Annotated in this window: 15 protein-coding genes, 2 rRNA genes and 1 pseudogene; 5 read left to right on the forward strand and 13 right to left on the reverse strand. The window is 67.2% G+C overall.

Annotation, left to right across the window (positions count from 1 at the left end):
* Positions 1 to 1,104, reverse strand: a pseudogene (locus tag BM417_RS27805) (NAD(P)H-dependent flavin oxidoreductase); the annotation flags it as partial.
* A gap of 73 nt (positions 1,105 to 1,177) precedes the next feature.
* Positions 1,178 to 2,650 (reverse strand): chitinase, encoded by a 1,473-nt coding sequence (locus tag BM417_RS27810; RefSeq protein ID WP_093600583.1) that lies wholly within the window; start codon positions 2,648 to 2,650, stop codon positions 1,178 to 1,180.
* 98 nt (positions 2,651 to 2,748) lie between these two features.
* Between BM417_RS27810 and BM417_RS27815 the strand changes: the two genes are divergently transcribed.
* The gene (locus BM417_RS27815) at positions 2,749 to 3,180 is read left to right on the forward strand and encodes an HD domain-containing protein (RefSeq protein ID WP_093600586.1); all 432 of its coding nucleotides are present in this window, start codon (positions 2,749 to 2,751) and stop codon (positions 3,178 to 3,180) included.
* A gap of 73 nt (positions 3,181 to 3,253) precedes the next feature.
* Positions 3,254 to 3,481, forward strand: a complete 228-nt coding sequence (locus tag BM417_RS27820) for a hypothetical protein (RefSeq protein ID WP_093600589.1) — start codon at positions 3,254 to 3,256, stop codon at positions 3,479 to 3,481.
* Between the two features lie 54 nt (positions 3,482 to 3,535).
* Here BM417_RS27820 and BM417_RS27825 read toward each other — a convergent pair whose 3' ends face one another.
* Both BM417_RS27825 and lepA read right to left on the reverse strand, forming a co-directional pair.
* Positions 3,536 to 4,147 carry a class I SAM-dependent methyltransferase gene (locus BM417_RS27825; protein WP_093600592.1) on the reverse strand — a complete coding sequence of 204 codons (612 nt, stop codon included), beginning with the start codon at positions 4,145 to 4,147 and terminating at the stop codon, positions 3,536 to 3,538.
* Positions 4,148 to 4,435: 288 nt separating this feature from the next.
* The gene (gene lepA, locus BM417_RS27830) at positions 4,436 to 6,271 is read right to left on the reverse strand and encodes a translation elongation factor 4 (RefSeq protein WP_093600595.1); all 1,836 of its coding nucleotides are present in this window, start codon (positions 6,269 to 6,271) and stop codon (positions 4,436 to 4,438) included.
* An 89-nt stretch (positions 6,272 to 6,360) separates the two neighbouring features.
* Here lepA and BM417_RS27835 point away from each other — a divergent pair, with 89 nt between their 5' ends.
* Positions 6,361 to 6,783, forward strand: coding sequence for a type II toxin-antitoxin system PemK/MazF family toxin (locus BM417_RS27835; RefSeq protein WP_093600598.1), 423 nt, complete (start codon positions 6,361 to 6,363; stop codon positions 6,781 to 6,783).
* Here the strand turns inward: BM417_RS27835 and BM417_RS27840 are convergent.
* The 5 genes from BM417_RS27840 to BM417_RS27860 are packed head-to-tail and all read right to left on the reverse strand — an operon-like array spanning position 6,768 to position 11,255.
* Entirely contained in the window at positions 6,768 to 6,944 is a 177-nt protein-coding gene (locus BM417_RS27840; RefSeq protein ID WP_093600601.1) for a DUF397 domain-containing protein, read from the reverse strand. The genes BM417_RS27835 and BM417_RS27840 overlap by 16 nt on opposite strands.
* Positions 6,919 to 7,764: a helix-turn-helix domain-containing protein gene (locus BM417_RS27845; protein WP_093600604.1), complete on the reverse strand. Its 846-nt coding sequence runs from the start codon at positions 7,762 to 7,764 to the stop codon at positions 6,919 to 6,921. Before BM417_RS27845 ends, BM417_RS27840 begins: the two co-directional genes overlap by 26 nt.
* A gap of 59 nt (positions 7,765 to 7,823) precedes the next feature.
* Positions 7,824 to 8,666 (reverse strand): transglutaminase family protein, encoded by an 843-nt coding sequence (locus tag BM417_RS27850; protein ID WP_093600607.1) that lies wholly within the window; start codon positions 8,664 to 8,666, stop codon positions 7,824 to 7,826.
* Between the two features lie 2 nt (positions 8,667 to 8,668).
* Positions 8,669 to 9,616 carry an alpha-E domain-containing protein gene (locus BM417_RS27855; RefSeq protein WP_093600610.1) on the reverse strand — a complete coding sequence of 316 codons (948 nt, stop codon included), beginning with the start codon at positions 9,614 to 9,616 and terminating at the stop codon, positions 8,669 to 8,671.
* A gap of 13 nt (positions 9,617 to 9,629) precedes the next feature.
* Positions 9,630 to 11,255 (reverse strand): circularly permuted type 2 ATP-grasp protein, encoded by a 1,626-nt coding sequence (locus BM417_RS27860; RefSeq protein ID WP_245822201.1) that lies wholly within the window; start codon positions 11,253 to 11,255, stop codon positions 9,630 to 9,632.
* 89 nt (positions 11,256 to 11,344) lie between these two features.
* Here BM417_RS27860 and BM417_RS27865 point away from each other — a divergent pair, with 89 nt between their 5' ends.
* The gene (locus BM417_RS27865; RefSeq protein WP_143138825.1) at positions 11,345 to 13,561 is read left to right on the forward strand and encodes a P-loop NTPase fold protein; all 2,217 of its coding nucleotides are present in this window, start codon (positions 11,345 to 11,347) and stop codon (positions 13,559 to 13,561) included.
* A 10-nt stretch (positions 13,562 to 13,571) separates the two neighbouring features.
* Here the strand turns inward: BM417_RS27865 and BM417_RS27870 are convergent, their stop codons facing one another.
* Complete coding sequence (locus tag BM417_RS27870) at positions 13,572 to 14,354, reverse strand: MBL fold metallo-hydrolase (RefSeq protein ID WP_093600616.1); 783 nt, start codon at positions 14,352 to 14,354, stop codon at positions 13,572 to 13,574.
* Positions 14,351 to 15,154, reverse strand: a complete 804-nt coding sequence (locus tag BM417_RS27875; RefSeq protein WP_093600619.1) for an alpha/beta hydrolase — start codon at positions 15,152 to 15,154, stop codon at positions 14,351 to 14,353. Before BM417_RS27875 ends, BM417_RS27870 begins: the two co-directional genes overlap by 4 nt.
* Positions 15,155 to 15,292: 138 nt before the next feature.
* Between BM417_RS27875 and BM417_RS27880 the strand changes: the two genes are divergently transcribed.
* Positions 15,293 to 16,243: a helix-turn-helix domain-containing protein gene (locus BM417_RS27880; RefSeq protein WP_093600622.1), complete on the forward strand. Its 951-nt coding sequence runs from the start codon at positions 15,293 to 15,295 to the stop codon at positions 16,241 to 16,243.
* A 228-nt stretch (positions 16,244 to 16,471) separates the two neighbouring features.
* On the opposite strand, the gene rrf is transcribed toward BM417_RS27880, so the two are convergent.
* Together rrf and BM417_RS27890 are read right to left on the reverse strand one after the other, a co-directional pair.
* Positions 16,472 to 16,588 (reverse strand): 5S ribosomal RNA (rrf, locus tag BM417_RS27885).
* Between the two features lie 92 nt (positions 16,589 to 16,680).
* A 23S ribosomal RNA gene (locus BM417_RS27890) occupies positions 16,681 to 16,784 on the reverse strand; the annotation flags it as partial.

Genomic DNA, 16,784 nt, shown 5'->3' on the forward strand with positions numbered 1-16,784 from the left:
TTAGCCGCGCGAGAACCGCTGAGCCAGGGATTTGATCGTTTCGGTCAGCTCCGCGCCGATTCGCTGCACGATCGCGCCCGCCGGTTCGGCCTTCGCGAGCGGATACGTGGTGCCCGCCCACAGCGACATGACCTCCACCTCACCGGTCGCGCGCACCGGCCTCGTGAGGTGGTGGACGTTCGGGTACGCGGCGGGCGCGTGCGGGCCCTGCTCGATCAGGAACCGGTTCACGAGACCTCGGGCGGGCCGGCCGCTGAACGCCCGCGTGAGCGCCGTGCGCCGGGCTCCTTCGGCGAGCGCTTCCCGTTGCGTCGCATTGGTTCCCGCCTCCGGGCAACCGAGGAACGCGGTGCCGAGCTGTGCCGCGACCGCACCCGCTGCCAGCACCGCGGCGACGTCGGCACCGCTGACGAGGCCACCGGTCGCGATCACCGGCAGGTCGACGGCGCTCTTCACGAGCCTGATCGCCGCGAGGGTGCCGTACAGCTCACCGCCGCCGGGCGAAATTCCGTCGTCGGCGAACGTGCCGCGGTGGCCGCCCGCGTCCGAGCCCTGCACGCACAGGACGTCGGCGCCGATCTGCCGCGCCTGCCGTGCCTCGCTCGGGGTGGTGACCGTCACGACGATCGTGGAGCCCGCCGCCTTGAGCCGCTGGACGTCGTCGACGTCGGGCAGGCCGAAGGTGAACGACACCACCGGAACCCGCAGCGCCAGCACGAGTTCGAGCTTCGCCGCGTAGTTGTCGTCGTCCCAGCGGGGGTCACCAGGCGCGGCGCCGACCTTCTCGGCGCAGGCCGTGACGCGGCGCACGTAGGACGAGATGTCGCTGGTCGGCCGGGTTCCGGGCACGAAAAGGTTGACCCCGAACGGCTTCGCGGTGAGCTCGCTCGTGCGTGTGATCTTCTCCGCGAGCTGCTCGACGGTGATGTACCCGGCCGCGAGGAACCCGAACCCGCCTGCCTCGTTCACCGCGGCGACCAGTTCGGGGGTGGACGGGCCACCTGCCATGGGCGCGGCGATCACGGGCACGGCCAGCGTGTGGAACATGGAAGACAACCTAGTTGGATCGGCCGACAAATGCCTGGTGAAGACCTGTGTCCTTGATGACGCAAGGACTACTCCGAACGGACGTCGGCGCCACGTCCACTGTGGACGTGGCGCCGATCGGTTCCATCATCTAGGGCAGGGAGTCCAGATGAGGAGCGACGGTGTTCGCGAACTGCCAGTTGTTCGAGGCGTCCCAGTTGATCGACCACGTCATGGCGCCGCGGATGGACGGCCAGGTCGTGCTCGGCTTGAACGTCCCGCAGCTGGTGCCGCGGGCGAGACAGCTGAGCGCGTTGTTGACGTTGGACGGCGACTGGTAACCGCCACCGGCACCGGACGGCGACGCCGGCAGGCCGAGGCCCACCTGGTCGGCGCGCAGGCCGCTCTGCAACTGGATGCACGCGAGCGCGGTCAGGAAGTTGACCGTGCCCTGGCTGTGGACCTGCTGGTCGCAGCCGAGCATCGTGCCGGAGTTGTAGTACTGCATGTTGACGATGGTCAGGATGTCCTTGGTGGCCAGCGCCAGCTTGAAGTACTCCGCGTTGACGTTCTGCATGTCGATCGTCTGCGGCGCCATGGTGATGACGGTGCCGCCGCCGGCGTGGATGGCCCGCAGGGCCTGGCCCATGTACTGGGCGTTGACGCCGTTCTCCAGGTCGATGTCGACGCCGTTGAAGCCGTAGGAGGAGATCAGCGACTTGACGCTGTTGGAGAAGTTCGTCGCCGCCGTCGAGTTGCCGACGCTGATCGTGCCCTTCTCACCGCCGACGGAGATGATCACCTTCTGGCCGCGGTTCTGCACGGTCTTGATGTCCGCCCGGAACTGCGCGTCGGTGTAGCCGCCGAGCTGGCTGCTCAGGCCGGGGTCGAGGTTGAACGCGACCTGGCCCTGCACCGCCGTGGCGTCGGCGAACGAGACCGCGATGATGTCGTAGGTGGTGGGAACGTCCGCGAGCTTCAGAGCGCGCGCACCGTTGTAGAAGTTCTGCCAGTAGCCCGTCAGGACGTGCTTGGGCAGACCGGTGTTCGGCGGGTTGCTGGTCGTGGTGGTGGTCGTCGTGGTCGTCGTCGTAGTGGTGGTGGTCGACGTCGTGGTGCTCGTGGTCGTCGGCGGCGTGCCGGGGCCGTCGAGGTTGACGTCGTCGGCGTAGTAGGTGGGCTGGCCGTACCAGCCGTGCAGGTAGATCGTGACGCTGGTGGCACTGCCGGTGGTGAAGTCCACGGTCAGCTGTGAGAACCCACTCGAACCAGGAGTCCAGGTGTTCTTCTCCACGCCACCGGTGACGCCGAGGTAGACGTAGCTGCCCTGCACCCACGCGGACAGCTTGTAGGCCGTGTTCGGTTGCACCGTCACGGTTTGCTGGCACCGCGCGTTGCTCTGCCCGGCGGGTGCACCTTGCAGTGCGTACGTGCCGGTGCGCTTCGTGCTGCTGGTGACGCTCGTGCCCTCGGTGCAGGTCCAGCCGCTCAGGTTGCCGGCCTCGAAGCCGCTGTTGGCCGCGAGGTTCGCGGCGGCAGCGCTTCCGTTGATCACCAACACCAGACCGGCACAAGCGAACAGCGCGGACAGCAGCGCTATAGCTGCTCGTCTGGTCTTGGACATGGTCCACCTCCACACCTCATGCGGCGGCCATGTTGTGAGTGGACTAAAAATGGACTAGACCACTGCGTCTGGTCAAGACCTGGTTTAACTTGAGGGGCGTGTTCACCCTCGAAGACGCCATCACGATCGCCACCTCGGCCCACGACGGCCAGGTCGACAAGTCGGGCCGGCCGTACATCGGACACCCGTTGCGGGTCATGGCATCGATGACCGGCGAGCACGAGCAGATGACCGCGGTCCTGCACGACGTCCTCGAGGACACCCCGGTCACCGCCGACGATCTGCTCGCGCGCGGCTGCCCCGAGGCCGTGGTCGACGCCGTCGTGGCCCTGTCACATCTCCCGGAAGAGCCGCAGGAGGACTACCTCCGCCGCGTCGCCGCGAACCCGTTGGCACTCTCCGTGAAGCGCGCGGACATCGGCGACAACCTCTCCCCCGCCCGCATGGCCCGCCTGGATCCCGCCACACAAGATCGCTTGAAGGCCAAGTACGCACGCGCCCTCGGGTTGCTCGCGGAGTACGTGAGCTAACTCGCTTCTTCATCGGTACAGGTCGCTTGAACAGGGTGTATTATCGAACCGTAACCAAGATTGGAAGGACAAGATGACCCGCCACGACCTGTCCGTGAAGTCCCTGCGTTCGAGCCTGGCCTCGCGCCGTGAAGCTCGGTACTCGCGCCGGAGCCTGGAACGGCAGTTGGCCAGCTACACCACCGAGAGCGACCGACTCGAACTGGACGCCATCCTGTCGCGCCACAGCGCGGAGGAGACCGGCGAGCTCCGTTCGATCATCAACCGGCAGGCGATGGACCGCCTTCTGCGGTCCGCCTGACGAGTTCACTTCAGGGCCACCCCGGCAGCGTTGCCGAGGGTGGCCTTCGCGTTTCTAGAACAACCTCTTGAGGGTCAGGACGTTGTCCTTGCGCGTCTCCTCCTGGCCGTCCGGCCCGACGAGCGGCCGTTCCACCACCTCGTCGGTGACGATGATCCAGTTGTCCTTCAGCGCGAGGTGGTCGAGCACGTCCTTCGTCGTCGGGAAGTAGTAGTCCTGGTGCTCGGACCACGACGGCGCCCCGGCGTGCCCGCCGACGACCAGGTACCCGCCCGGCGCCACGGCCTGCGAAGCCCGCTTCAGGATGCTGTTGCGCTCCCCGTCCTCCTCGACCGGCGAATGCAGGAACTGCGCGCTCACCAGGTCGTACAAGCCTTCGGGGAACGTGGCCTTGAGATCGTGCTGCTCCACCGAGATCTCGACGCCGGCGTCGTACGCGTGCTTCAGCGCCCGGTCCAGCGCGACCTGCGACACGTCGACGCCCAGCACCCGCCAGCCCCTCTTCGCGAGCCAGACGGCGTCACCGCCTTCCGCGCACCCGATGTCGAGCGCGCTGCCGGGCGTCAGCCGTTCGGCTTCGCGCACCAGCAACGGGTTCGGCTTGCCGGACCAGACCTGGTCCCGCTCCGAGTAGAAGGTCTCCCAGAACTCCTGTGCGGTCGTCATGCTTCGACCATGCTCCCGATCGTGCCGTATCGGCAAACTACGTTGCTGATCCAGCAACGCCAGGGCCGGGCAGCAGGTGGCTCGACGGGGAGGAGGCTTGGGGGATCATCGTCGCGATTGCCCGGAAACACATCGGTGGGCCCTGCTCGCGCGACTGAAAGCGATGCGGCACCCCAACCGACTGGGCCACATGAGCTTGACGCACCCAAAGAGCATCCCGCTGACCAGCGTCAATCAACTCAAAGGGCCGGACCCGACAAGCGGATCCGGCCCCGTCACGACTGAGACCTACTTCTTGCCCTTCGGCTCATCAGTGGACAGCGCGGCGACGAAGGCCTCCTGGGGCACCTCGACGCGGCCGACCATCTTCATGCGCTTCTTGCCTTCCTTCTGCTTCTCGAGCAGCTTGCGCTTACGGGTGATGTCACCGCCGTAGCACTTGGCCAGAACGTCCTTGCGGATCGCGCGAATGGTCTCGCGGGCGATCACGCGGGCACCGATCGCGGCCTGGATCGGCACCTCGAACTGCTGCCTGGGGATGAGCTCACGCAGACGGGTCGCCATGCGCGTGCCGTACGCGTAGGCGTAGTCCTTGTGCACGATCGCGCTGAACGCGTCGACCGTCTCACCCTGCAGCAGGATGTCGACCTTGACGAGCTCCGCGTCCTGCTCGCCGGACTCTTCGTAGTCCAGCGACGCGTAACCGCGGGTGCGCGACTTCAGCGAGTCGAAGAAGTCGAAGATGATCTCGCCGAGCGGCATCGTGTAGCGCAGCTCGACGCGGTCCTCCGACAGGTAGTCCATGCCGCCGAGCTGGCCGCGCTTGGACTGGCAGAGTTCCATGATCGCGCCGATGTAGTCGGACGGCGCGATGATGGTGCACTTGGTGACGGGCTCGTAGACCTCGGCGCGCTTGCCTTCCGGCCAGTCGGACGGGTTCGTCACGACGTGCTCGGTGCCGTCCTCCATCACGACGCGGTACACGACGTTCGGGGCGGTGGAGATGAGGTCGAGACCGTACTCGCGCTCCAGGCGGTCGCGGGTGATCTCCAGGTGCAGCAGCCCGAGGAAGCCGCAGCGGAAGCCGAAGCCCAGCGCCGCGGACGTCTCCGGCTCGTAGGTCAGGGCGGCGTCGTTGAGCTGGAGCTTGTCCAACGCCTCACGCAGCTCCGGGTAGTCCGAGCCGTCGACCGGGTACAGGCCGGAGTAGACCATCGGACGGGGCTCGCGGTAGCCGGCCAGCGGCTCCGTGGCGCCCTTGCGCTCCGACGTGACGGTGTCGCCGACCTTGGACTGGCGCACGTCCTTCACGCCGGTGATCAGGTAGCCCACCTCGCCGACGCCGAGGCCCTGCGACGGCTTGGGCTCCGGGGAGACGATGCCGACCTCGAGGATCTCGTGGGTGGCACCCGTCGACATCATCTTGATGCGCTCGCGCGGCGTGATCTTGCCGTCGACGACGCGGATGTAGGTGACGACGCCGCGGTAGGTGTCGTAGACCGAGTCGAAGATCATCGCGCGGGCCGGGGCGTCCGAGGCGCCGACCGGGGCCGGAACCTTCCGCACGACCTCGTCCAGCAGCGCCTCGACACCGAACCCGGTCTTCGCCGAGACGCGCAGCACCTCTTCCGGCTCGCAGCCGACGATGTGCGAGATCTCCTTGGCGTACTTGTCCGGGTCCGCCGCGGGCAGGTCGATCTTGTTCAGCACCGGGATGATGGTGAGGTCGTTCTCCATCGCCAGGTACAGGTTCGCGAGCGTCTGCGCCTCGATGCCCTGCGCGGCGTCGACCAGCAGCACGGCGCCCTCACAGGCCTCCAGCGCGCGGGACACCTCGTAGGTGAAGTCGACGTGACCAGGCGTGTCGATCATGTGCAGGACGACGTCCTGCCCGTCGAGCTGCCACGGCAGACGCACGTTCTGCGCCTTGATGGTGATGCCGCGCTCGCGTTCGATGTCCATGCGGTCCAGGTACTGCGCCCGCATCGCCCGCGCGTCGACCACGCCGGTGAGCTGCAGCATGCGGTCGGCCAGCGTCGACTTGCCGTGGTCGATGTGCGCGATGATGCAGAAGTTCCGGATGAGCTCCGGCGGCGTGAAGGTCGTGTCGGCGAACGTGGTCAAGGCAGTCCTCAACAAAAAATCGGACGGGTGTCCCCTTATGGTCCCATAGAGGCCGCTGGGCTCTGCACCACTAGGGTGCGTCCGTGCAGATGAACGGTGAGGACCCCCGCCCGGCGAAGGGCGCGGTCCGCGAGGTTTTCGACGCGGCACAGGCCGCCAAGCTGGACTACTCGCCCACCATGGACGGCGACGCCGACCCCGGCGAGGTCGTGTGGGCCTGGGTGCCCTTCGAAGAGGACGCCAACCGCGGCAAGGACCGCCCGCTGCTGGTCGTGGGCCACATGAAGCGTGAACTGGTCGCGTTGATGCTCTCCTCGAAAGAGCCGCGCGACGACTACCTCGAACTGGGCGCGGGCGCCTGGGACCGCGAGGGCAGGCCGTCCTACCTGCGCCTCGACCGCGTCTTCGCCCTCGACTCGGACGACGACATCCGGCGCGAGGGTGCCGTGCTGGCACCCGGCGCCTTCGGCCAGGTCGTGGACGCCCTACGCGAACGTCACGGCTGGCGCTGAACGAACGCACGCCACGCGGGTGCGCTGAAGCTCAGCGTGCCCGCGTCGGCGTTCTTGGAGTCACGAACCAGTACGTCCTGAGCGATCGAGACCTCGACGCAGTTCCCGTCCTCGGTCGCATCGCTGTAGCTGCTCTTACGCCAGACGCGGTCCTCGGCCATCGAATTCCTCTCGCGGTGGGCTGACGTACTCCGCCAGCTTGCTCCGCGATTGTTCCGCACTCAGCGCGACCTCGTCCAGGTGATCGAAGATCAACCTGGTGCGCGCGATGGCTCCCGGATCCTGCACGAACACCTTCGCGAGGTCCGTCTCACCGAAGGCGACCGGGTACGCCTTCTCGTACTCCCAGAGCACGCAGCCGGACGACGGCACCACGACGTGCGCAGGCACGATCCGGATCTCCGGCGCACCGAACAAGAGCTTCGCGCACTGGTCTTCCATGATCTGGTCGTCCCCGACCTTCTGCTGCAACGCATGCTCATGGATGTAGAACAGACAAGTCGGCCGATCATGCCGCCCCAGGATCGCCTGACGTTCGATGCGGAACTGCACGATCGTCGGGATTCGTTCCTCCGCGATGAGGCCGCCCAACCGGTACAGCGCGTCGGCGTACTCCGGCGTCTGCGAAAGGCCCGGCACGGACCGCGGGTCATAGCTGGTGATCGTCTTGGCGGTCGCCTCGGCGAAGGCCATCGTCCGCGTGTTGTCCGGCACCTGGACGATGTACTCGTCGAAGGCCTTCTCATAACGGCGCCGGAACTCCTCGAAGAAGTCGACGTCCTTGCCGCACGCGGTCAGGAACTGCACGAGGTCGATCTCGCTCGCACGAGCCTTCCCGTGCTCGATGGTGGACATCTTGCTCGGATCCCAGCCGAGCCGGATGGCCATCGCGCGGCCACCCAGATCGGTGCAGGTCTCCCGCAACCGACGCAGTTCGTCCCCGAGATCCCGGCTGTACACAGTGGATGTGATCACAGTCATAGGCCGAAGCTAGGGTTTGTAGCGGGTCCAAAGAAGGTGCTCATTCGGGTGAAAACGTCCTACGCAAGGCGCGTGATGTCGACCGTCACCTCCAGCGCGGTCGCCGCCCCACCCGAATAGATTCCCTTCAACGGAGCCACATCCGCGTAGTCACGCCCGAGCGCGACCCAGATGTGCCGAGGCCCGACCGGCATCGCGTTGGTCGGGTCATACCCCCACCACCCACCGGTCCACGCCTCGATCCACGCGTGCGACTCGCCGCGCACCGTTTCTCGCAGCGCGCCGTCCTTCTTCGTGTGCAGGTATCCGGAGACGTACCGCGCCGGAATCCCCATGCCGCGCAACAACACGAGCGTCAGGTGCGCGAAGTCCTGACAGACGCCCTTGCGTTCGTGCCACGCGTCGACGGCCGAGCTGTGCACGCCCGTGGACCCCGCCTGGTACTTCAGCTGCTCCGACACCCACTGCGAAGCGGCCAGCACGGCCTCGGACGGCGTCTTGCCCTTCTTCAGCTCACGCGCCTTGCTCAACAGCTCACGGTTGCGCGGCGTGTAGCGCGTCGGCTCGAGGAACTCCGTGTACCGGTCGAGGAGGTTCTCCTCGCGCATGTCCGCCCATGTGCCCGTGGTCACCGGCTCGATCAGGTCGCTCGTCTCCACCACCGACGACGCGACGACCTGCAGTTCCTTGTGCGGCGCATGGAGGTCGAACGACGTGACCTCCGTGCCCCAGTAGTCCGTGTACCGGTACGCACGGGTCGCCGGCGTGGTCTCGACGCGTGAGACGACCACGTTCTGACGGCGGTCACCGCGCGGTGTCAGCCGCGCCTCGTTGTACGACTGCATGACCGGTGCCTCGTACTGATAGCCCGTCGTGTGCACGACACGCACTCGCCAGCTCATGGTCAGCCCACCTCGGTGTTCGTCCAGGCGACCCACGGCGCCACGTGGAAGTACTGCTGCGACACGGCCTCACCGACGTCACGCACGGTCTTCTGCAACGCCGAAAGACGTTTCGGCAGATCGGGCAGCAGATCGTGCGGCCTCAAGAACTCCAGGTCGCTCCGTGCCTTACCGAGCAGCCGCAACGCCTCCGCGCGCGCACCGACACGCACGGACGGTTGGTTCTCCAGCTGCTCCAGACACGACTCGGCCTGCTTCAACGCGTGGAACACCGACCGCGGGAACAGCCTGTCCAACAACAGGAACTGCACCACTCTCGACGCGTCCAACGCGCCGCGGTACGTCCTCAGGTACGTGTCGTGCGCACCGGCCGACCGCAGAACCGTGACCCATCCAGGCGAAGACGCCTTGTCCCCCACACGAGCCAAAAGCAGTCGCACGATCATGTCGACGCGCTCGACCGACCGTCCCAGCACGAGGAACCGCCACCCGTCGTCCCGTGACATCGTGGAGTCCGCCAGCCCGGCGAACATCGCCGCGCGCTCCTCCACGAAGCTGAAGAACGCATGCGGCCCCATCGTGCGCGCGTAGGTCTGCCGTTCCGCGACGGCGTTCCACATCGCGTTGAGGCACTCCCACATTTCGGTCGACACGACCTCACGAGCACCACGCGTGTTCTCGCGCGCGCTGTTGACCGACGACACGATCGAGCTGGGGTTGTCCTTGTTGTACGCCACCAGTTCCGTCAACGACCACACGTCGAACTGGTCGGCACCCTCCGGCGGCGTGATGCCCAGAACCGTCAGCAGCTGCCGTGACGTGGCGTCCGGGTCGACCGTCGCGTCCTCCAACAGCTGATGGACCGAAACGTCCAGGATGCGCGCCGTGTCATCCGCCCGTTCGACGTAGCGGCCGATCCAGTACAGCGACTCAGCGTTGCGTGCCAGCATTTCGCGCGCCTCCCTACTGCTGCTGTTGTTGCTGGGAAGTGGTCAGCTCGGGCCCTTGTTCCGCCGCCGCGACCTCCATTTCGGACGGACCGGCGAGCCCAGGCTGCGCCAGCTCCCGCTCCTGGGTGGACGACTTGGCCGCCAGCACCCACGTGTCCTTGGACCCGCCGCCCTGCGAAGAGTTCACGATGAGGCTGCCCTCGGGCAGTGCGACACGAGTCAACCCACCCGGCAACACGAAGATGAAGTTGCCGTCGTTCACCGCGAACGGCCGCAGGTCCACGTGCCGCGGCGCCAGCTTGTCCCCCACCTTGGTCGGCACCGTGCTCAGCTGCACGACGGGCTGCGCGATCCATCCACGCGGGTTGCTCTTGATCCGCTTCCGCAGCGAGTTGAGCTCCCGGACCGTCGCGTCCGGACCGAACACGATCCCGTACCCGCCAGACCCCTCGACGGGCTTCACCACCAGCTCGTCGAGGTGGTCGAACACGTGCGACCGCTCCTCCGACAGCCAGCACCGGAACGTGTCCACGTTGGGCAGCAAGCACTTCTCGCCGAGGTAGTACTGCACGATCTCCGGCATGTAGGTGTAGACGAGCTTGTCGTCCGCCACCCCGTTGCCCACCGCGTTGGCGACGACGACGTTGCCCGCCCGCGCCGCGTTCAGCAGGCCGGCGATCCCCAGCACCGAGTCCGGCCGGAAGTGCACGGGATCCAGGAAGTCGTCATCGATGCGCCGATAGATGACGTCGACCTGCCGCTCGCCCTCGGTCGTGCGGAGGTAAACGAAGTTGTCGCGGCAGAACAGATCCCGCCCCTCGACCAGCTCCACACCCATCTGCCGCGCGAGCAACGAGTGCTCGAAGTACGCGCTGTTGCCAAGGCCAGGCGTGAGCACGACAACGTTCGGGTCCGCGGCGTTGGGCGCGGCAGCGTTCCTCAAGGCCCGAAGCAGATGAACCGCGTAGTCACCCACAGCGCGCACACGGTGCCGTGCGAACAGGTCAGGAAAGACCCGCGCCATCGTCCGCCGGTTCTCCATGACGTAGGAGACGCCGGACGGGCAACGAAGATTGTCTTCGAGAACCCGGAAAGTCCCTTGCTCATCGCGCACGAGGTCCACACCGGCAACGTGGATGCGCACCCCGTTGGGCGGACTGATGCCAGCCGCCTCGCGATGGAAGTGCTCGCAGCTCGTAATGAGACGACGGGGCAACACTCCATCCCGAACGATCTGCGCGTCGCCATAGATGTCCGCGAGGAACATCTCCATCGCCCGCACCCGCTGAACGATGCCCTTTTCGAGCTTCGACCACTCGGTCGCGGTGATGATCCGAGGGATCAGATCGAGCGGGAACGGCCTTTCCTGACCGCTCAGCGAGAACGTGATCCCTTGGTCGACAAAGGCCCGCCCAAGCGCCTCAGAGCGCGCGTTCAGCTCGTTGACCTGCGACGGAGCCACCGACTCGTACAGCGCGCGGTAAGCACTGCGCACCCCGTTGTCGGTGGAGAACATCTCGTCGTAGGCACCGGCATGGGGCCGTGCGGGATTCAGATAGCCGTTGAACAGCTCACCGAGCCTCGGCGTGGTGACCGTGCGGCTGCGGCGCAGTCCTGAGGTGCGGGCTCGGTGTTCCATGGTCCACATCTTCACCCTGTTCAGGGCAATTTCGCACTAGTCCGACCGGACAGAAACCTGCCGGAAACGAAACTCGGTACTTTCCAGGCGTGACGACGGCGGATGAGTCAGTGCGGATGGCCCTGGATCGTGTCATCGAGTTCGGGGAGCCGATCACACGGCTCGCCGTCAACACGGACATCGCCGCGGACCCACTGCTCGAAGTACACGGGCACCGGGGGCGCGCGGTCGTGCACGCGAACACCGGAGTGCGCTACGAGGGCGAGCACCGGATCGACTGGCGTCCTGCAACCGACAACCTGGCGGGGTTCTCCCGACCCGACGGCCTTCAGGTGCGGGTCGACGGCAAGGACGTCCTGATCCGCACCACCGGTGACACGGGCGAGTGGCGCACTCTGAGCGGCCACACCACACCGATAACGGCGGTCACGACCTGCCCGACACCGGGAGGGCCACTGGTCGTGTCCGCGAGTGTGGGCGGCACGATCCGTCTCTGGGACCCGCGCAGTGGGGAGCAGTTGCGCATCGGTGCTCCTGGCGGCCGGGTCGACCACGTGGTCAGCATCGTCGGACCCGACGGGCGCCCGCGGATCGTCTCCGGTGACGACGACGGCAACGTCCAGATCTGGAATCCGCGGCTACCGCCTGTTCCCCGCATCGGACCGGTGTCCACTCGTGGGTTCAGCGATCGCGTCGCGCAGGAGGACCTGCTCGACCGCGGCACCCTGGTGGAAGCGCTCCGGGACGTGCTTCGGCCCGGTGACGACGACGGACCGACCGTGATCACGGTGGAGGGCGCCTGGGGTTCGGGCAAGAGCACGCTGCTGGAGCTGGTCAAGAACCGGCTGCCCACCCCGCCCACCGCGACGCGGCCACGGCGCAGGTTCACCGTGAGCCAGGCGGACCGGATGCTGTACCGGCCTCCCGCGGGGACGGAGCCGCCGGAGCAGAAGCCGACGAAGATCAAGCCGATGATCCACCCGCTGGTCGTGTCGTTCAACCCGTGGCGGCACCAGTCGAGTGAGCAGGTGTGGGCCGGACTCGCGAAGGCCGTGACCGAGGCCGCCGAATCGGCGATCATGCCGCACCAGAACAACCGCGAGCGGTACTGGTTCGCCCGCAACGCCGGCCGTGTCGACCGCCGCCATCTCCAGCGTCAGCTGTGGAGGCGGATCTTCTCCCCGTTGTTGTCGTTCGCCGGCCTCGGTTTCGGGCTGTCCGTGCTGGGCGCGCTCACGAAAATCAACCTCGGCTGGGCCTGGTGGGCGACCGCGGGGCTCGCCGCGGCAGGCGTTGTCCACACAGGACTGCGGTACCTCTTCGGCAAGGCGTCGGCGTTCCTGCCGGGCGAGCTGTTCGCCGGACCGGTCGTCAGCAACGCTTTCTCCGCCACCACAACGGATTCGTTGATCCGCGACCCGTACTACAACGCTCGATCCGGCTATCTCTACCTGGTGCAGCACGACATCAGGGCGTTGCTGAGGGACCTGGAGACGCACAGACACCGCCTCATCCTGCTGATCGACGATCTCGACCGGTGCACCCCGCGCACCACGGCTCAGGTGTTCGAAGCGATCAACGTGTTTCTGTCAGACGACTTCCCCGCGACGAGGTTCGTGCTGGGTCTCGACACCGCGGTCGTCGCATCGCACGTCGACCACGCCTACAAGGAACTCGCCGACGCGAAGATCGTGACGCACCCGGACGATCCGAGTCCGGGGTGGACGTTCCTGCGCAAGCTCGTCCAGCTCCCGGTGCGGCTGCCCCGCACCACGGAGGACAACGTCGACCGGATCCTGCTCGCCCAGCTCGGACCGGTACATCGCGAGGAACCCCATGCCGACGCCGAGGTCCCGGTCGAGCCGGTCATCACCGCAGAGGCCGCGGTGATCCCGGGGACGGCGACCGTCGAGCAGGTCGTCGTCGCGATCGAGCAGCACGCCGAAGTACGCGAACATCTGCGGCACCGGCTCAAGGCTCAGCCCGAGCAGTCGGTGCGCGAGGAGAAGCGGCTGCTCAACGTGTGGCAGTTCTACCTGCGTGTGCTGGTCTCCGAGGACGTCAGACAGGCGAGCCACCTGGTCGCCGTCGCCGAGATAGCTACGCGGTGGCCCGCCTACCTGCACCGGCTGCGCGGTGGCTGGCAGGAGCTGGCCGATGCGCTCGACGACGACGTCCAGTGGGGCGCGACGATCGCCAGGCTCGGGTTCACCTACTCCGACCGCAAGGCGGCGGTGAACCTGCGGGACCTGCTGCGCGACTGCGATGCGCAAGCGGTTGCGAGGCTGGCGACCAGGCTCTTCTAGAGGCGCACCTTCAGCACGGGTCTGTGCCGGGTCCCAGCGGCAGCCAGCGAGCGAGCGCGCCGACGTCGGGTGCGGCGGCAAAGGCCTGCTCGACGGCGGCGCGGCCCTGGTGGAAGTGCTGCCAGCCCTCGTAGTGGACGGGGACGACGGTGCGCGGCCGTAGCTGGCGGCACAGGTTGACGGCGTCGGCGGCGGTCATCGTGTAGCGCAGCGGCCCGGTGATCGGGAAGCGCACCCCGCCGAGGTGCAGCAGGGCCAGGTCGACCTCGACGCGCCCGGCCACCTCGCGGACGCCGTCGTACAGCACCGTGTCGCCGGAGATCCACAGCGCGCCGTGGTCCTGGCCGTCCCAGCGCAGCGCGAAGCCGATGACATCGCCGGTGACGGGGCGGGACAGGGGTGGGCCGTGCCGGCACGGGGTCGCGGTGATCTCGATCGACGGCCGCCCCGGTTCGTCGAGGCGGGTGGTGTCCCACGGGGTGAGGCCGCGGGCGTTGCCCAGCCGCCGGGCGCCGGAGGCTGTGGTGATGACGGTGCCCGCGGTGGGGAGCAGGGCGCGGCCGGCATCGTCGAGGTTGTCGGCGTGGTGGTCGTGGGTGAGCAGCACGGCGTCGATCGGGCCCAGTTCGGCGGCGGTGATCGCGGGGCCGGTCAGCTTGCGCGACGACGTGCCCCAGCCGAAGTCGTACCTCCGGCCGGGGGCGTCGAACGTCGGGTCAGTGAGCAGGCGCCATCCGTGGACCTCGATCAGGACCGTCGGGCCACCGATGTGCGTGAGGCGGACGTCTTTCACGCGGTGGTCGGCCAGCCGGCCTGGTCGACGGCCCAGGCCAGGACCTCGTCGGCGATCTGTTCCCAGCCCTTCTGAGCGGGCAGCAGGTGGGCCATGCCTTCGTACTCCTTGATCTCGGTGACGGTGTCCGACTTGTAGTGCTTGGCGTTCGAACGCTGTACCGACGGCGGCATGATGTGGTCCTCGCTGCCGGACACGAACAGCAGCGGGGCGCGCTTGTCGTTGTGGTAGTCGACGTGGATGTCCTGCGGGCCGGGGATGAAGTTGGCCAGCACACCGCCCCACAGGATCCGGCCGGACGCCGGGACGTGGTAGCGCTGGTAGAGCGCCAGCGACTCTTCCTCTGTGAAGGTGTTGGTGAACGCGTAGCGCCACTGGTCCGGGGTCAGGCCGACCGCCTTGTGCCGGTTGGCAGGGTTCTTCAGCACCGGCAGCGTCGAGCGGATCTGGGACAGCGGGGTGACGAGCACGCCCTCTGTCGGCGCGGAGTTGAGCGCCACGCCCGCGGCACCGAAGCCGTGGTCGAGCAGGACCTGGGTGAACGCGCCGCCCGCGGAGTGGCCGATGATGATCGGCGGTTCGTCAAGCTGTCTGATGACGGACTCGAGGTGCTCGATGATGGCCGGTGCGGTGACCGCCTCGATCGGTGACGGGTCGGCGTTGAGCGCCTCGACCTCCACCTCGAATCCGGGGTAGGCGGGGGCGACGACCTGGTAACCGGCCCGCTGGTAGCGGTCGATCCAGTGCTCCCAGCTGCGCGGCGTCACCCAGAAACCGTGGACCAGGACGATGGTCTTCATGATGCTGTCTCTCCCGTTGACGAGTGTGAGCCGGCCGGAGAGATCAGAGCCTAAGATCGGACCAACGCGCCGAATCGGTCCACAGCGCCGTGCCGTCGGCTGATACCGCCACACCAGCCGGGTGAAGGGGGACGTGGCATGGCCGTTCTGCTCGACACGGCGACGCTTCCGTTGCGGGACAGGCGAGACGCGCTGATCACCACGATGCGCGAGGCCTCCGGCACGTCACGGGTGGAGCTGGCGGACGACGAGCCGGTGCGGGCACGGGTGGACCTGTGGCCGTTCGGCACCGCGTCGATTCTGCGCGCGGACTCGAACGGCTTCGCCAACATCGGCACCACCAGGTCCGCCCGCTCGGCCTCGGGCGAGCACATCGCCATTGGTGTGCACGAGATGGGCGTGGCCCGCTACCAGGTGGGAGCGGCCACCCGGAAAGTGCAGGCCGGGGAAGTTCTGGTGGTGGACGTCAGCCGACCGTTCCTGTTCGGGTGGCGCGGCCGCGGCGCGGCGCTGTCGCTCAACACCTCGGCCGAGAACCTGGCGCTGCCCGCAGACCTCGTCACCAGGGCGGGCTCGCGGCTGAGATCCAGTCCGCTGTACGGGCTGTTCAGCCGCCACATCATGGACATCACCCGCAACGCCGACCTGCTCAGCCCAGGCCCGGCGGCCGGCATGCTCGGCGCCGCGAGCATCGAGCTCGCCCGCGCCCTGATCGCCACGGCCGTCGACGACGTGGCCGGCGCCCGTGACGTCGTCGAGCAGACCCTGATCGTCCAGATCCGCGCCTACGTGCGCCAGCACCTGCGCGATCCGGACCTCGGCCCCGGCAGCATCGCCGCGGCGCTCGCCATCTCGCCCCGTCACCTGCACCGCGTCTGCACCAACGCCAACCTGAGCCTGGAACAGTGGATCATCACGTGCAGGCTGGACCAGGCGAAGGCCGAGCTCGTCCATCCCGGTTCCCGGCACCGTTCCATCGGCACGATCTCCCGGCGCTGGGGTTTCAAGGACCAGACCCACTTCACCCGACGGTTCCGGCTCGCGTTCGGCATGCTGCCCAGCGAATGGCGCCGCAGCGCCGGGTTCTAGCGAGCTGCCGGGTCACTGTCGACACGATCGTTTCGTTCGAACGACTGCTACGTCCGGGGTGACGTGTCCGTTGCGCACCTGGGTCCGGGTGCAGTCGCCGGGTGTTGTCGTGCGCGGTCCCGCAGCGGCCGGCAACACCGTGACCTCACGCCGGCGATCGCTCGCCGGTAGAACGTGAAAAAACCCTGCGGGGAGCGCTTGTGGCGCTCAACCCGCAGGGCAAATTAAGTTCGGCGGCGACCTACTCTCCCACACCGTAACCAGTGCAGTACCATCGGCGCAGAAGGGCTTAACTACCGGGTTCGGAATGGGACCGGGTGTTTCCCCAACGCTATAACCACCGAAACACTATGAAATTACAACCTGAACCCCGATCCTGCGGGTTCGATCGGTCCTGGTTGTTCTTCCAGAACCGCACAGTGGATGCGTAGCGTCTTTGTAACAAGTCCTCGGCCTATTAGTACCAGTCAGCTCCAACCGTTACCGGTCTTCCACCTCTGGCCTATCAACCCAGTGGTCTAGCTGGGGGCCTTAACCCACA

It is taken from the genome of Lentzea waywayandensis (assembly GCF_900115955.1).
In the GTDB taxonomy this organism is placed as follows: Bacteria; Actinomycetota; Actinomycetes; order Mycobacteriales; family Pseudonocardiaceae; genus Lentzea; species Lentzea waywayandensis.

Bases quoted from the DNA above. Each gene is read 5' to 3' on its own strand.
- BM417_RS27820 (WP_093600589.1), top strand. From the start codon at position 3,254: ATGACCCGCCACGACCTGTCCGTGAAGTCCCTGCGTTCGAGCCTGGCC.
- BM417_RS27825 (WP_093600592.1), bottom strand. From the start codon at position 4,147: ATGACGACCGCACAGGAGTTCTGGGAGACCTTCTACTCGGAGCGGGAC.
- BM417_RS27845 (WP_093600604.1), bottom strand. From the start codon at position 7,764: ATGACTGTGATCACATCCACTGTGTACAGCCGGGATCTCGGGGACGAA.
- BM417_RS27850 (WP_093600607.1), bottom strand. From the start codon at position 8,666: ATGAGCTGGCGAGTGCGTGTCGTGCACACGACGGGCTATCAGTACGAG.
- BM417_RS27840 (WP_093600601.1), bottom strand. From the start codon at position 6,944: ATGGCCGAGGACCGCGTCTGGCGTAAGAGCAGCTACAGCGATGCGACC.
- BM417_RS27875 (WP_093600619.1), bottom strand. From the start codon at position 15,154: ATGAAGACCATCGTCCTGGTCCACGGTTTCTGGGTGACGCCGCGCAGC.
- BM417_RS27880 (WP_093600622.1), top strand. From the start codon at position 15,293: ATGGCCGTTCTGCTCGACACGGCGACGCTTCCGTTGCGGGACAGGCGA.
- BM417_RS27810 (WP_093600583.1), bottom strand. From the start codon at position 2,650: ATGTCCAAGACCAGACGAGCAGCTATAGCGCTGCTGTCCGCGCTGTTC.
- BM417_RS27855 (WP_093600610.1), bottom strand. From the start codon at position 9,616: ATGCTGGCACGCAACGCTGAGTCGCTGTACTGGATCGGCCGCTACGTC.
- BM417_RS27835 (WP_093600598.1), top strand. From the start codon at position 6,361: ATGAACGGTGAGGACCCCCGCCCGGCGAAGGGCGCGGTCCGCGAGGTT.
- BM417_RS27860 (WP_245822201.1), bottom strand. From the start codon at position 11,255: ATGGAACACCGAGCCCGCACCTCAGGACTGCGCCGCAGCCGCACGGTC.